General features: G+C 42.4%; 13 protein-coding genes. 11 read left to right on the top strand and 2 right to left on the bottom strand.

All coding sequences use genetic code 11. From position 1 onward, the window contains the following. Window positions 1-263: 263 nt before the first annotated feature. From ACI2IW_RS06690 to ACI2IW_RS06740, 11 genes are all read left to right on the top strand, one after another. A complete protein-coding gene (locus tag ACI2IW_RS06690) occupies window positions 264-1,496 on the top strand; it encodes an acetate/propionate family kinase (RefSeq protein ID WP_404693117.1) in 1,233 nt (410 codons plus the stop codon). Window positions 1,497-1,649: 153 nt separating this feature from the next. Continuing rightward, window positions 1,650-3,797: a phosphate acetyltransferase gene (gene pta, locus ACI2IW_RS06695; RefSeq protein ID WP_404693118.1), complete on the top strand. Its 2,148-nt coding sequence runs from the start codon at window positions 1,650-1,652 to the stop codon at window positions 3,795-3,797. 219 nt (window positions 3,798-4,016) lie between these two features. Continuing rightward, entirely contained in the window at window positions 4,017-4,979 is a 963-nt protein-coding gene (locus tag ACI2IW_RS06700) for a nicotinate-nicotinamide nucleotide adenylyltransferase (protein WP_404693119.1), read from the top strand. Window positions 4,980-5,110: 131 nt separating this feature from the next. Then, window positions 5,111-5,524: a ribosome silencing factor gene (gene rsfS / locus ACI2IW_RS06705; protein WP_102094660.1), complete on the top strand. Its 414-nt coding sequence runs from the start codon at window positions 5,111-5,113 to the stop codon at window positions 5,522-5,524. 214 nt (window positions 5,525-5,738) lie between these two features. Next, a complete protein-coding gene (locus tag ACI2IW_RS06710) occupies window positions 5,739-6,518 on the top strand; it encodes an MOSC domain-containing protein (RefSeq protein ID WP_404693120.1) in 780 nt (259 codons plus the stop codon). 163 nt (window positions 6,519-6,681) lie between these two features. Beyond that, on the top strand, window positions 6,682-8,034 hold the full coding sequence (locus ACI2IW_RS06715) for an APC family permease (RefSeq protein ID WP_404693121.1): 1,353 nt from the start codon (window positions 6,682-6,684) through the stop codon (window positions 8,032-8,034). Between the two features lie 28 nt (window positions 8,035-8,062). After that, entirely contained in the window at window positions 8,063-8,944 is an 882-nt protein-coding gene (locus ACI2IW_RS06720; RefSeq protein WP_404693122.1) for an N-acetylmuramoyl-L-alanine amidase, read from the top strand. Window positions 8,945-8,973: 29 nt separating this feature from the next. Continuing rightward, window positions 8,974-9,165 carry a hypothetical protein gene (locus tag ACI2IW_RS06725; protein WP_404693123.1) on the top strand — a complete coding sequence of 64 codons (192 nt, stop codon included), beginning with the start codon at window positions 8,974-8,976 and terminating at the stop codon, window positions 9,163-9,165. A gap of 393 nt (window positions 9,166-9,558) precedes the next feature. Beyond that, window positions 9,559-10,749, top strand: coding sequence for a glycine C-acetyltransferase (gene kbl / locus ACI2IW_RS06730; RefSeq protein ID WP_404693124.1), 1,191 nt, complete (start codon window positions 9,559-9,561; stop codon window positions 10,747-10,749). A 230-nt stretch (window positions 10,750-10,979) separates the two neighbouring features. After that, window positions 10,980-12,005, top strand: a complete 1,026-nt coding sequence (gene tdh, locus ACI2IW_RS06735) for an L-threonine 3-dehydrogenase (protein WP_404693125.1) — start codon at window positions 10,980-10,982, stop codon at window positions 12,003-12,005. A 120-nt stretch (window positions 12,006-12,125) separates the two neighbouring features. Beyond that, window positions 12,126-12,305, top strand: a complete 180-nt coding sequence (locus ACI2IW_RS06740; RefSeq protein WP_404693126.1) for a hypothetical protein — start codon at window positions 12,126-12,128, stop codon at window positions 12,303-12,305. A 57-nt stretch (window positions 12,306-12,362) separates the two neighbouring features. Here ACI2IW_RS06740 and ACI2IW_RS06745 read toward each other — a convergent pair whose 3' ends face one another. Together ACI2IW_RS06745 and ACI2IW_RS06750 are read right to left on the bottom strand one after the other, a co-directional pair. Beyond that, entirely contained in the window at window positions 12,363-14,294 is a 1,932-nt protein-coding gene (locus ACI2IW_RS06745) for a DUF262 domain-containing protein (RefSeq protein ID WP_404693127.1), read from the bottom strand. Between the two features lie 470 nt (window positions 14,295-14,764). After that, window positions 14,765-15,163: an ACT domain-containing protein gene (locus ACI2IW_RS06750; RefSeq protein WP_404693128.1), complete on the bottom strand. Its 399-nt coding sequence runs from the start codon at window positions 15,161-15,163 to the stop codon at window positions 14,765-14,767. Between the last annotated feature and the right edge of the window lie 139 nt (window positions 15,164-15,302).

Genomic DNA, 15,302 nt, shown 5'->3' on the forward strand with positions numbered 1-15,302 from the left:
AAGTATAAACAAAATCGCCAATATATTTGCTGGAGATTATCGGCATATATATAGCTGATTTTCATTCACTCGGCGGTTATCGACTTCATCAATTCCATATAATAATGACATCATGTCTCAGTGACCCTTACTACAGCACTTGAGATATCAGCGATGTAGCATTTGATGATAATAAAACAGGACGTGGCAATAGACGTCTTTTTTGTATCGAACGAACGATATAATTGATTTGCCCTTTATAAAAACCAATCTAAGGATAGAGTATGAGCGCCAACCTAAGCACCACATTTGATGATAAGAATAGCGAAACATCAACCCTAACCAGCCCCACTTTAGTCCTCAACTGCGGTTCGTCTTCTATCAAATACGCGTTGATTAGCGATGACAATTCTACTCGTATCACCGGTCTTGCCGAAAACTTAGGTCTCGATACAGCCCGTATCAAACACACCACGCTAAATGGCGATAAGTTAGAGATCTCTATTCCTGGTGGTAGTCACAAACTAGCCTTGCAAAAAATCCTAGAGCTACTAGAGCAATATCACTTCATCGCAGTCGGGCACCGTGTGGTACATGGCGGCCGTGAATACTCTCAAGCTGTTCGTGTTGATCAGCATGCGTTGGAAGAAGTAAAGCGTCTAAAGATACTAGCTCCACTCCATAATCCTGCAAATGCTTTGGGTATTGAAGCGGTTCAAGCTATTTATCCTGATATCCCACAAGTTGTGGTATTTGATACCGCCTTTCACCAGACCATGCCACCCGTTGCCTTCCGCTATGCGTTGCCAAAATATCTATACGAAGAGCACAAAATCCGTCGTTACGGCTTCCATGGTACATCTCATGCATACGTCTCAGAACGTGCTAGCCAAGTTACTGAAGTAAAAGGTCCTCATGGCTGGATAACCGCGCATCTAGGCAATGGTTGCTCGGCAACCGCCGTATATGATGGCAAAAGTCTTGATACCAGCATGGGCCTGACCCCGCTTGAGGGACTGATGATGGGCACACGTAGCGGCGATGTCGACCCAAGCTTACATATGCATCTAAAGCGTCAGCTCGGTATTAGTCTAGAAGAAACGGATAAGATGCTGAATAGTGAGAGCGGTCTGCTTGGTATCTCTGGTCTATCAAATGATTTGCGTACTATTGAACAAGCTGCGAGCGAAGGCCATAAAGATGCGCAGCTCGCCATCGAGATGTTCTGCTACCGCGCTGGTAAATACCTCGCCAGCTTAAGCTGTGCACTGCCTGAATTTACCGGTATTGTTTTCACTGGTGGTATCGGCGAAAACTCTGTCACCACGCGCGCAAGTATTTTAGCCGTCATGCGTCATTTCGGTATCAAAATGGACGCTGAAAAGAACGCTGGATTGTACGGTGGCCAAGAAGGCAGCTTCCAAGCAGAAGGTAGCAGTGTCGAGCTATGGGTCATTCCTACAGATGAAGAATACCGCATCGCTCAAGAGACTCGTCAAGCATTGAAATTAGTATAAGCCTATTGATTATAATACCTAGCGCTTATCGTTCTAGACGCTTATAAAAAGCTGATAACGAATAAGGTAAAGCGCTTGGCATTTCTATACTGCACTGCTTATGCTGCTCAAAATGACTCGACGTCTAAAATAAAATAAATTGTAGGACATATTATGCAAACCATTTTACTTGTTCCCATTAGTCGCGGTATCGGTGTGACATCAGCCGCGCTAGGGCTAATCCGTGCCTTTGATTACAACGGTATCAAAGCGGGCTTTATGAAGCCATTTTTGCAAGATGATACGCTAGACAAACAGCATAGCTTAGACAGCTCAAGCGCATTGACCATGCACGCATTTGGCCTAAATCCTCCTGACTCTATCAGCCGTCAACACGTCGAGCGTATGCTAGGCGATGACAATCTTGATGACTTGATGGAAGAAGTGATTGCCAATTTTCATACGATCGATGATGGTCATGACGTGATTATCTGTGAAGGTCTGGTGCCAACCACTGAGACCTCTTATGCTTCACAAATCAACCGTGCACTTGCTCACGCTCTAGACGCCAAAATTATATTTGTCAGTACTGCTGACATCAGTAAACCTGCTTATTTAGCAGACAAACTGGATGTCCATGCCCGTGAGTTTGGTGGGGTCATCGATTCACGTACGCTAGGCGTGATATTGATGCGGGTACAAGACGTGCCGAACACCTTTGACAATCAACCTGTCGCGCCTGGTGAGGCCGTTGTCAGCTTAGATCCAAACTTCCTACAAGAGGTTCAGCGTCTATCGCCTTCGTTTAATACCGAAGTATTCCGCCTTATCGGGGTTGTCCCTTTTAGTGACTCTCTATCTGTGCCACGCACATGGGATATCGCAACGGAGCTTGATGCGACTTGGCTAAATATTGGCGAAGCAAAGACACGTCGTATCAACCGTATCAGCCTAACCGCACGTTCAGTGGCGCGCGTCAATGAAGTCTTTAAGCGTGGTACGTTAATGGTGGTGCCTGGCGATCGTGATGACTTGCTATTGGCTGCGGGATTAGCCTGTATCAATGGAATTCCATTGGCAGGTCTAGTATTAACAGGTGGCATTACCCCAAGCGATACAGTTGCTGAGCTTTGGCAGTCAGCGCTCAAAACTGGCATCCCTGTCATGAGTGTCGAAAGCGACAGCTACGAGACGGTACAGAGCCTGATGCATATGAGTTCTGAGATTCCAAGTGATGATACAGAACGTGCTGATGAAGTCGCTCGTTATGTGGCGGCGCATTTGGATCTAAGCTGGATTAAAGAATACTTCAGCCGCAATCATGAACCGCGTCTGTCACCATCAGCATTTCGCCATCAATTGGTCAAAAAATCACAGCATGCTAAAAAACGTATTGTGCTGCCAGAAGGCGCGGAGCCACGTACAGTCGAAGCGGCCTGTATCTGTCAGAGTCGCGGTATCGCCAACTGCGTACTACTTGCTAAGCGTAGTGAAGTTGAGCAAGTGGCCAAAAACCGTGATTTGACGTTGCCTGAAGGGTTAGAGATCATCGATCCTGATAACCTCGATATGAGCAAATATATCGCTGCTGTCGTAGAGCGCCGTAAAGGTAAAACCACTGCAGAAGTCGCTGCTGAGTACCTAAAAGACACGGTCTATCTAGGTACTATCATGCTCCAACTAGACGAAGTCGACGGTCTGGTCTCAGGTGCGATTCATACCACTGCCAACACAGTACGTCCAGCATTCCAGTTGATTAAGACCGCACCGCAATACTCACTCGTGTCATCAGTGTTCTTTATGCTGTTGCCTGAGCAAGTGGTCGTCTATGGTGACTGTGCAATCAACCCTGATCCTAACGCTGAAGAGCTGGCTGAGATTGCCATTCAATCAGCACAGTCTGCTGCTGCCTTTGGTATCGATCCAAAAGTTGCGATGATCAGCTACTCTACTGGCTCATCAGGCGCAGGTGCAGATGTCGAAAAAGTCGCCCGTGCAACCCAAATCGTTCGTGAGCGCGCACCAGACCTTAAAGTCGACGGCCCGCTACAGTATGATGCAGCGTCTGTCATGAGCGTCGGTAAACAAAAAGCACCTGACTCACCTGTCGCTGGACAAGCCAATGTCTTTATCTTCCCTGACCTCAACACTGGTAACACCACTTATAAAGCAGTACAGCGTAGCGCCAACGTCGTCAGTGTTGGCCCTATGCTACAGGGTCTGAATAAACCAGTGAATGATTTATCACGTGGTGCCTTGGTCGACGATATCGTCTATACCATCGCGTTAACCGCTATCCAAGCGTATAGCGATTTGATTTAATCGCTATAAGACTTAACCGTTAAATTCCTATACAAAGCCGACTATCATTATGATGGTCGGTTTTTTATTGGTGCTCTATGACAGACAGTGGTGACAGATGCTCATCTGCCCTCTACAATAGCGCTATCATCAAATTATTTACCTTAAAAAGGCCAGACAGTAAAAGAGCAAGGTGCATCAACGACCACGTGCGCCCTATCTACTTTTATACATTTATTTATGCCAAATACGAGCAACAGCCCTCAAGAGAAAACACCTGCACCTGCCATTCGTGCCTACCTTGGTGGCTCGTTCGATCCAGTACATAATGGTCATTTAGAAGTAGCGATGTCTGTCTATCAGCACCTACTACCAATTGCAACGCGGCTACAGCGCACACTGCATGTGTCTTTATTACCCAATGCGCGCTCACCATTTAAGACACAAAGTACAGACCCTAACCATCGCTTAGCGATGTTAAAGCTGGCGACAGAGAATACGCTGATACAGATTAATGAGCTGGAGCTGTGGCAAGCGCCGCCTGTCTATACGATCGACAGCGTACGCACATTAAGACAGCAATATCCTAATGATAATTTAATATTTATTATGGGTATGGACAGCGCCCAAAGTTTGGATAAATGGAAAGATGGCTTACGTCTCACTGACCATGTCAACCTATGGGTATTTAATCGTCAGAGCAGTACCAATGTGAGTGATGGTATTAGCGATGGCATTTCTGATAATACTCTCTCTCCTAAAAAGAAAATAGCGTCCGTACAAAATCTTGCTGTCTTAAAGACACAACTGCCGTTGGCGTTACAAGCACATATAACAGACTCACCTATCGAGCTGTTAACTCCAACAATTCATCACTCGACAGATAGCTCGAACTCAAACAGCACTGATCCGACTAGCCCTGACTTAAACAGCCCTGACTTGAAAAACGCCAATCAAGGACGCATTTATATAGATTCGCGCCCTATTACTGCGGTATCAAGCACACAAATACGTGAACAACTACAGAGAATAGACGATCAAACAAATAAAATGCCAGTCGCTGAGAGGCAAATCGCATCTATAGCATCAATAAATGATATCATTAGCAATACTGAATCTAATCCATTAGCTAAATGGCTAAATCCTGCTGTTTATCAATATATTATCGCCCATCAGCTATATTCTGCTGCTCAATTCCGTTAAAATCGCCTTATCTATGTCATTTTGCCTATCCTGTCTCTATACGTGACTGACAACATATGATCAGTCGGATAAGACAAATTGACGTTTTACCCCTTTATTTTACATATTTACGATTCAAGAGATTAAAATTTATGACCAACACCATGACTGCAGAACGCCTAACAGAATGCTTGACCCTAGTACAAAGCGCTCTAGATGATATGAAAGCAAAGAACATCACTGTAATGAATGTAGAAGATTTGACTGACGTAACAGAGCGCATCATCATCGCTGATGGTACCTCAAAGCGTCATGTACGTGCGATGGCTGATAGCGTCGGCGCTGAAGCTAAGCAAGCTGGTTTTATGCCACTTGGCCGTGAAGGCGGCATCGACTCTGACTGGACGTTGATTGATTTGGGCGCAGTTGTCGTCCACATGATGACGCCGCAAGCACGTGAGTTTTATGACCTAGAAGGCCTATGGTCATCACCTGAACAGTTGGCTGAGCTAGTTGCTACGCCGCGCGAAAAGAAAACTGCGGGTCGTCGTAACAAAAACAAATAAGCTCGTCAGTGACGATATTTGTTCAAAATTAAGAAACGCTCCACTAAAAAGGCCAGAATACTTATTCTGGTCTTTTTTTATGTAAATTTTATGGTGATGAACCAGTATAATCAGATACATCATTGAGTACAGATAAGCTCATTTCGTATCAATATTTATTAGCCACTAAAATTAAACCGCTTTAGCCTATTCATTCTACCTATTAGGAAACTTTATGAGCGCAGAATCGAACACGTCATCACCTGAGCAAACTTCAACAGACTTTAACCAAGACTTGCCCCTACATATCGCTACCCTCACTTGTGTTCGCGCTGGTAAGTCTATGCCATTTGCTCGTGAAGAAATGAGCGCCATTGATAAAGCACCTATCAAATCTCCTGTCGCCGTCAACTTTATGGGCTTAACCACTGATGAACAGGCTGATCGCAAGCATCATGGTGGCCCACTCAAAGCCGTGCATCAGCTAGCGCCTGCGACGTATGCAAAAATTAATGCAGAGTTCGGTTTAAAAGTTCGCGTCGGTACATTGGGCGAAAACCTTACGACTGAAGCTGTCGGTGGTTTGCCTGAAATGACCGAATCTACGGTTTGCATTGGTGATATTTTTCAATACGGTGGACATTTTGAAAACGGTCAAGACACTAGTAATGATGGTGCTAGCGTTCAGCTACGTATCGTCCAACCACGCCGTCCTTGCTACAAAATCAACGACCAAATCGGCCAATTTACCAAAGTACCAAATATCGCAGCATGGGTTAGCAAGCAAGGAATCTCTGGTTGGTATTTCCAAGTTGTACGTGATGGCGTTATAGACGCTGATTTACCCGTATATTTGGTTGAGCGCCCTTATCCGTTTGCGACATTAGAGATGCTATGGCAACTGGCAAACTCAAAAGAAAAGTTTGATGCTAATGTGATTGAACCGTGGCTCGCGATTGACTGTTTAGAGGACAGTTGGAAAAAGGTTCTGGCTAAAAAAATCCAACAGGATTGAAAAGGTAACACTCAACAAAAACCTTTAATATGACTTTTCTATTTATAAAAGATAGCCACTACCTTGCGTAATGGCGTCACAAGGTTTTTCATGTTCTATGTCAGCTCCATAATAAACACTCTCTCCTTCTTTTTCTCCATTTTTGATCGTGAAGGAGCACTCCATGAGTGAAAAGACAGAAAGTATCAGCTACCTACAAGCGATAGCGATTAGCGTTGGTGCGATTATCGGCTGGGGTGCGTATGTCATGCCAGGCGATTTGTTTTTGCCGCAGTCACAGCTATTAGGCTCTTCTGTTGCTATTATTATCGGTACTTTAGCCATCTATATGGTTGCGCGTGCCTATATTAATTTGCTGACTCAAACGCCAGAGAACGAGTCAGGCGGTATCTATTGGATTGAAAAATACATCAATCGCAAGCATGCCTATATCTATGGTTGGGGTGTCACGATAGGCTATATTTCTATTATCGCGCTCAATATATCAGCCGTCGCTTTGCTACTGCGCTATCTGTTACCTAGCGGCTTACAATTAGGCTATCTGTATACGATTGCTGGTTGGGAAGTCTACGCCAGTGAAGTTTTCCTATGCAGCGCGGCTATTATTTTATTCAGTTATATCAACCTAAAAGGCGTACGAGTCGGCGCAAAAATTCAACTCTATATCGCCCTCTTTATGATTCTATCAGTCACCGCGCTGTTTTTTGCCTCGCTTTGGATGACACCAACGAACCAAGCATTTTTGCCAACTGATATGTCTAGCGGCTCTATTACCAGTCTGGCATGGTTACCTATCTTGGCCGTTATGCCATGGGCGTATGTCGGTTTTGAGACCACACCGCAGATTTCAAAGGCGATTAGTGATTCAAAAACCAAGACCAAAAGTATTATCCTAATTTCACTCATCGCCGGTGTGTTGTTTTACTTTTTAATCAACTACTTTACCGCGCTAAACATGAGCTTTGACTATCAAGCGATTAAAGACAGCCACTGGGCAACAGGTGAAGGCATAGACAATCGGATTGGCAGTATCGGCATCTGGCTACTGTCAATCGCTATGATTGGCTCGATAATGAGCGGTATCAATGGCTTTATATTGTCATCAGTTAAGCTCTTAGAATCTATGGGTGACACGTCGTTATTGCCTAGCGTATTTACAGATAAATACAACCAATTCAGTAAGAAAAAAACCGTTATATTGATATGCTTGGTGTGTCTATTCTCTCCTTGGCTAGGTAGAAACTATCTACTTGATATCGTGACAATGGCGTCCTTGGGCATCACCGTTGGCTTTGCTTATGTCACGACCGCCGACCTTATCAATGAGCGAAAAAAGAAACAAGCAGGCTTGCTAAATTATCTCTCTGTATTGATCAGTGTGGTCTTCATATCGCTATTGCTGCTACCATTTTCACCAGCGGCGCTGTCGTTCAATGCTTATGTCTTGCTAGGTTTCTTTATTCTGCTCGGGGCAATTGGTTATAAAAAAATCGCAGTTCATTCTAACGTTAATTAACCGCAACTATTCCCACACAGAGCATTTCATGGCAAAAAACATTTCCTCGATTGCATTGGCATCAGTATTAATATCATGTTCCATGCTATCGCTCGTTGGCTGCGTATCAACGACAGCGCCGCGTTATATCATCGACAGCGATAGCTATCAAGCCACTGGCAAAAGCGAACGCATCAAAACCATTGTCTTGCACTATACAGTCTCTGATAATGAGCGCTCGATAAAGACATTGACCACGGGCAATGTGAGCGCGCACTATCTAGTATTGGACAATGATGACAATAAAATCTATAACCTAGTACCAGAGAGCGAGCGCGCATGGCATGCAGGTGATGGCGGCTTTGCAGGACGGACGATATTAAACGATACCTCTATCGGTATTGAGATCGTCAATAGCGGCATCAAGCCTGAATATCGAGACGCGTTAAAAAATGGCACGCTCGACTATCATCCTTATGAGCACTATGTGGCATTTGATGAGTTGCAGATTAAAAAAGTCGCACAACTGGTGCAAGATATCGCCGCGCGCTATGACATTTCACCAAAGAATATCATCGGTCACTCGGACATGGCACCCTCGCGCAAGATAGACCCCGGTGCCAAATTCCCGTGGGAGCGACTATATTTCGATTACGGTATCGGCGCTTGGTATGATGAATTTGATAAGCAGTTCTTTATGAATCAAGATGGATTTGCGTCGGCCACGATACCTGAGATCAAGCAAGCGTTTCGCAAATATGGCTATCAAATCAACGATACCGATACGTGGGACAAAGCCAGTCGTGATGTAATCTATGCGTTTCAACTGCACTTTAGAGCGCAGCAGCCAACGGGTAATATGGATAGCGAAACCTATGCGATATTGCAGGCACTAAATAAAAAGTATGCTGGTCGGGATGACTTTTATTAAAGAATACAAACTATCAGGAAACATAAGCCATGAATAACTCTCAAAAATATGAGCAAAACGATCTACAAAAGTATCTAGAAGAAAAATCCAAGCAAGAGCAGGAAAAGAAAGATGAACAAGAACCTGAGCCGCTTTCTGCCTATGATGTTTGTGTGCTAAAGGAAAGCGCCAAGATTCATGAGTTGATCGCTGAAGCTCAGAAGCGCCCCAAAGATGACTAACTGGATAGGCGGTACTTACCAATACTTAACAATCAAGATGATAAAGATGCGCAAGTTGATGTCTTATGTTTTGAGACATAGCTAAGCCGCTATGAAACCAATACCACAACTAAACAATGCTATATCACTTTATAAAAGAAGGCTTATCTACCAGCTATTTAGGCTATTTATTGCGATAGGCTAATGATAAAATCACCGCTCACAGGGTTATAGATAGTATCACTGCTCGCACCATCTCGTTGGCTTCCCGCCTCTTTAGTTTTATCGTTGATTTTAATGATGGCTAAGATGCTGCGTAGATTTGACAGCTTGGCTTTGATAACTTGATTCTATTACCAGTCCCAATATCTCTATTATCAAACGAACACCAATAATACTAAAAAAGGAATATTTATGTATCAAGCCTTTCAAAAACACCTACAACAAGAAATCAGTGATATACGCGCAGCAGGACTGTATAAAAACGAGCGCGTTATCACTTCTCCGCAAGATGCACTCATCAAGATCGCCGATGGCCGTGAGATGCTTAACTTCTGTGCCAATAATTATCTTGGACTGTCTGATCACCCTGAGATTAAAAAGGCGGCTATCAAAGCCATCGAAGACTCAGGTTACGGCATGTCATCAGTGCGCTTTATCTGTGGTACGCAAGATTTGCATAAGCAATTAGAGGCGTCGATTTCTAAGTTTTTTAATACCGAAGATACGATTCTTTATGCCGCTTGTTTCGATGCCAATGGCGGTGCCTTTGAGCCACTACTAACTGGCGAAGATGCCATTATTTCTGATTCGTTAAATCATGCTTCAATCATCGACGGTGTGCGCCTATGTAAAGCGGCGCGTTATCGCTACGCCAATGCAGATATGCAAGATTTAGAAACGCAATTGCAAGCGGCGCAAGCACAGCGTTTTCGTTTGATTGTCACTGACGGTGTGTTTTCAATGGATGGTAATGTGGCACCAATGGATGAGATTTATGCGTTGGCACAAAAATATGATGCCATGGTCATGATTGACGAATCGCATTCAGCAGGCGTGGTCGGTCGCACTGGCGGCGGCGTGACTGAATTGTATGATCTACGTGGCGATATTGAGCTGATCACTGGTACATTAGGCAAGGCATTTGGCGGTGCTATTGGCGGCTTCACCACGGGTAAAAAAGAAATGATTGAGATGCTGCGTCAACGCTCACGCCCGTATCTGTTTTCAAACTCTATTCCTCCTATGGTGGCTGCCGCTGGGGTAAAAGCGTTTGAAATGCTGTCGCAAGACAATACCTTACAAGACCAATTGCATGAAAATACCGCCTATTTTGTGAAGCAAATGCAAGATGCAGGCTTCGATATCAAGCCTACCGAATCGGCCATTTGTGCGGTGATGCTGTATGACGCCAATGTCTCGCAGCAAATGGCAAACGCACTGCTTGAAGAAGGCATTTATGTGATTGGTTTCTTCTATCCTGTCGTACCCAAAAACGAGGCTCGCATTCGTGTCCAGCTCTCTGCCGCCCATACTCGCGAGCAGCTCGACCAGTGTATCGCCGCTTTTATCAAAGTCGCCAAGCAAATGAAGGTGATTGATTAAGCGTCGTTCGGTATTTATCTAGGGCGTGTCCTCAATTCAAACGAGTGTTCTCTAAATGGGCTAAAAATAGCTAAATTTTGCCAAACATCGTCAAATAGTTGGTCAATATCTCGATATTATCTGCACTATTTTCCTCGTTTGACGGCAATTTATCTCATTTTTATCACCATTTTTAAAATGAGGACACACCCTAGATTCAATAATTAAATACAGTTAAATAAGAGAAAACTATGAAAGCACTGGTTAAAGCTCATGCCGAAAAAGGCATCTGGATGCAAGACATGCCAGAACCAACAGTCGGTATCAATGACGTTAAAATAAAAATTAAAAAAACTGCCATCTGTGGCACAGATTTGCACATTTATAAGTGGGATGAGTGGTCACAAAAGACCATAAAAACGCCGATGATTATCGGACATGAATACGTCGGTGTCATTAGTGAAATGGGTGATGGCGTCAAGCATCTTGAAATAGGTGACCGAGTTACAGGCGAAGGCCATATCGCTTGCGGGCATTGCCGTAACTGCCGCCGTGGTAAGCTACATGTGTGCGAAAACACCATCGGTGTGGGCGTCGACCGCGATGGCGCGTTTGCCGAATATTTGGTGATACCTGCCGATAATGTCATCAGACTCGATGAGCGTATCAGCGATGAGATGGCAGCCATTATGGACCCCTTTGGCAACGCTACTCATACCGCATTGTCTTTCCCTGTCCTTGGTGAGGATGTGCTAATCACGGGTGCAGGATTGATTGGTTCGATGGCAACAGCGATTTGCCGCTTTGCCGGAGCACGTAACATTGTGGTCAGTGATATCAGTGATTATCGTCTAGAGCTTGCCAAAAAAATGGGCGCGACAATGACCATCAACCCAGCCAAGGGTGAAACCATCGAAGGCGCTATCGAGGATCTAAAAATGCACGGCTTTGACATTGGGCTTGAGATGTCAGGCTCGCCTCAGGCCTTTGATTCAATGATTAGTAATATGTATAACGGCTCTAAAATCGCGCTCTTGGGCATTTTGCCTAACACTACCACGGTGGATTGGAGCAAGATTATCTTTAAGGCGTTAACCCTAAAGGGTATTTATGGCCGTGAGATGTGGGAGACGTGGTATCAGATGGAGCAAATGCTGATTAGCGGTATTGATTTGACACCAATCATTACCCATCGCATGCACATTGATGACTTTCAAGAAGGCTTTGATATCATGGAAAGTGGGCAATGTGGTAAGGTTATTTTAAGCTGGGATTGATTTTGGTGATTTAGTATTTGAGAAGTCATGGTTAGCTTTTATATTGTCACGACTTATAAAACGGTACTGATTTCAGTGCCGTTTTTTTTGGATAATAAAGAGTGATGAGATGGATAAAGGATGGATAATTTTAAGCAAGACGATCTGCAAAAATATCTAGAAGAAAAAGCCAAGCAAGATCAGGAAAAGCAGCAAGAACCTAAGCTGCTCTCTGCTTATGATGGTTGTGTACTAAAGGAAAGTGCTAAGATTCATGAATTGATTGCTGAGGCTAAAAAGCATTCAGTAGAAGATGGTTAGCATATTTACTAACCATCCTTTATAAGTAATGTTCAAATGCATCAAAATTTCAAATAATTAGTCGTCGACCGGCTCAGATTCTAAGAAGTTTGGAATTTTACAAGTGGTTGTTAACTCAAACTGCACACTCTTCTTTCTTTCTTCAATGAAACCAAAATAATCATCATTCATCAATTTATCAAAAGCTGAGTCATTTATACAGTGCTGTTTAAATAAGTCTCGAACTTTTTGTTCAGCATTTCCACCACCGCCATTTTTTTGAATCAGCTCGTGTATATAATTAGAAGGCATTCTATCACTAATTATATCTCTATTAGTTGAAGATAATAACCATGTCTGATTTAATACTGAGTCAATATTATGCTGTGTTTTCAAAAGCTTATCAGCCATTGTTTTATCTCTAATTCCATTTTCTTCCATAACTTTTTTACGCATAGCTGCTTTAGGAAAAATATGGTGTAAATCACATCCATTGACTTCTGCACAAACTTCCATATTATCCAGATATATATCTTTAGCTCGTTTCAAATTATACAGTGAAACAATTGTTTTACCTACTGCCCCACTTTTAGAAGTATTAATTTCGCCATAAATATTATTTAACCATGTCGGCATTTCTTCTTTAAATGAAGGACTAGAAAACCATCTTTTCATTTCAGCTAAATCTTTCACTTGCTTATTATCTGACCCTTCACCATAGCGAGAAGATATACCCGCACCAAAATACCAAGCTCTTAACTTATCTAATCTCATTAGTCTTAAGCTATGGTCTTTTACACCTAAAGGATGTTCATTAATAACATTTGCGATAATTGGTAGAAGTGGTGAATATGCTAAATATTTATCGCTACCTGTTATTAAAGCACTTCCACAATTTCTATCTAATTGCTCACATGCCTCATTCAAATTCTTAACACAAATATTCCAACCCTCATCAAACATCTCAGCTTTCAAGCTTTCTGGGAGGTGGGAAGTCTTAGGGGAAACTTTATTATAAAGAGCTAAAGTTTGTAATAAGTATCTTTTAGGCTTACCGTCTAAACTATCAATTAAAGAATAATTTGATACAACTTCATCAAACATTTGTTTGAGTGATATTCTTTTAGGATAAAGAACTGCAACTAATAAATCGAAAGCACCTAGCTGAATCCCCGTAGTATTTATCTTTGTAAATACTTTACAAACCCCACTTATCCCCATCTTTTTAGACACTACTACTGTTGGAAGCTTGAAATCGAAATAGTTATCAAGAATAAAAGGTAACAGTTCTGCTAAGAAGGTTTTCCACTTTCCTTCCTCTTTTATAATTTCCTCTAGCTCTTCCTTACTTTCTTTGACAGTTAATTTTTCATAATTCTTTAACTCATAATTTTTCTCATGGATTTTTTCACTAATAGCATCCCTTACATCTGTAATAGCTTTTGTTAAAGTATTCCTATCCTTTAAAAGCGTTAAAGGAAGAAGCTTAGCTTTACTTCTAAAATCTTTTAAGGGATCATCAGTTCTTTTTTTCTTTTTGATAAAAGCAAATACGTCTAAATCTTGTTCAATAAAGTTTTTAATCTCGTCCTTATTAGACGGTGCCTCAACTTCCTCCCACCTCTGCTTTACGCCATTTAAGTCTAGATACCATATATGATTATTTGTACCCCTTGTTAAATGACTTAAAGAAGTTAACCTCTGTTGGCCATCAAGTACTAAATATTGGGGTGGATTTTTATCCTCACCTTCATAATCCAGAGTTCTGTTTTCGGTAGGGATAATTTCAGAAAAACTAGTCCATGCCATTAAAGGATTTTCTTTTTCAATCTCGAGAAGTAGTACAGTACCTATTGGATGAGAAGAAAGTACTGACTCAAATAAGCTTTTAATATTAGAATCCTTCCAAACATAGTCTCTCTGAAACTCTGGGAGCTGGTAGTCACCATCGAAAATGCCATCGATAACATCAGAGAGATTTAAATCCTTAGATTCTGTAGTTAGTGCCATTATATTTTCCTTAAATTAGAAAGCATATTTTGATGAAAATTATGAAGTAAGCGATATTTAGCGAATTGACTAACATATTTTAAAAGAAAAGAACCTCTCAATCATATCAAAACTAGATATAAAAACATTAGCTGATTTCAATAAAGAATATCTAAATAATATTTTATTATATATGTTGCAGTTCAACCCTAGTTGAAGCGGACATACTTGTTGAAGCACAGGGTTTCGGGAGCTTGGCTAAGGGTGGTCACTCGAATGTTGGAATGCCTATAGCCTTAGCCACTGGCCCAGTGGACGACCAAGATAGTAGCGAAAAGCAGGATTAGCTCCCTATTTGTAAAAAACCCGAAACCCAAACATAGAAAAAGTGAGCCTAAGCCCACCTTCTTATTTTAAAGAACAGTTATATAGAACAGTATTACAAACTAACTCAGTTGATCTTAGCGAAGCAATTGAAAACGCCAAAAACTTTATATATCACTCAGCTCTTTTAACGCCGATAGCGCCTGCTCCGCCTTATCGTTCGACACAAATATATGGTCATGATAATAGGCAGCGATCACATTGGCGCTGATCCTTTTTGAAGTCAGTTTGGTTGACACGGCTGCGGTTAGACCTACCGCTTCTAAACTTGAATGCACTGTTAAAGTGATTTGACGAAACACGCCCTCGTACTGTAAACCTGCCTCGTCAGCTTTGTCTTTTGTTAAAACCAGAGTCAACCCTTCTGTCTCCATAAACGTCGCGATTGGCACTAAGTTTACGTATTCTGCTAGTTCCCCTTTTACAGTACAAAACACAAATAACTCATCAACCAGTGCTGGCTGCATAGAACCCAATAGCTCATTGATATCTGTAATTCCTGACATTTTATTCTTCCTTATTTTGCTTAATTTGAGTCTTTGTTAACCACAATTTTAGCATGGGCGTCATTACCTATACTCGTGAAAGCACGGTATAAACGCTAGTCTTTATTTCCAAACACTCAACTCTTAAACACAAAAAAGG

Source organism: Psychrobacter sp. NPDC078501 (assembly GCF_044900935.1).
Classification (GTDB): Bacteria; Pseudomonadota; Gammaproteobacteria; order Pseudomonadales; family Moraxellaceae; genus Psychrobacter.

Excerpts from the sequence above, each read along its gene's own strand:
- ACI2IW_RS06690 (WP_404693117.1), top strand. The coding sequence starts at position 264 with ATGAGCGCCAACCTAAGCACCACATTTGATGATAAGAATAGCGAAACA.
- pta (WP_404693118.1), top strand. The coding sequence starts at position 1,650 with ATGCAAACCATTTTACTTGTTCCCATTAGTCGCGGTATCGGTGTGACA.
- ACI2IW_RS06700 (WP_404693119.1), top strand. The coding sequence starts at position 4,017 with ATGCCAAATACGAGCAACAGCCCTCAAGAGAAAACACCTGCACCTGCC.
- rsfS (WP_102094660.1), top strand. The coding sequence starts at position 5,111 with ATGACCAACACCATGACTGCAGAACGCCTAACAGAATGCTTGACCCTA.
- ACI2IW_RS06710 (WP_404693120.1), top strand. The coding sequence starts at position 5,739 with ATGAGCGCAGAATCGAACACGTCATCACCTGAGCAAACTTCAACAGAC.
- ACI2IW_RS06715 (WP_404693121.1), top strand. The coding sequence starts at position 6,682 with ATGAGTGAAAAGACAGAAAGTATCAGCTACCTACAAGCGATAGCGATT.
- ACI2IW_RS06720 (WP_404693122.1), top strand. The coding sequence starts at position 8,063 with ATGGCAAAAAACATTTCCTCGATTGCATTGGCATCAGTATTAATATCA.
- ACI2IW_RS06725 (WP_404693123.1), top strand. The coding sequence starts at position 8,974 with ATGAATAACTCTCAAAAATATGAGCAAAACGATCTACAAAAGTATCTA.
- kbl (WP_404693124.1), top strand. The coding sequence starts at position 9,559 with ATGTATCAAGCCTTTCAAAAACACCTACAACAAGAAATCAGTGATATA.
- tdh (WP_404693125.1), top strand. The coding sequence starts at position 10,980 with ATGAAAGCACTGGTTAAAGCTCATGCCGAAAAAGGCATCTGGATGCAA.
- ACI2IW_RS06740 (WP_404693126.1), top strand. The coding sequence starts at position 12,126 with ATGGATAATTTTAAGCAAGACGATCTGCAAAAATATCTAGAAGAAAAA.
- ACI2IW_RS06745 (WP_404693127.1), bottom strand. The coding sequence starts at position 14,294 with ATGGCACTAACTACAGAATCTAAGGATTTAAATCTCTCTGATGTTATC.
- ACI2IW_RS06750 (WP_404693128.1), bottom strand. The coding sequence starts at position 15,163 with ATGTCAGGAATTACAGATATCAATGAGCTATTGGGTTCTATGCAGCCA.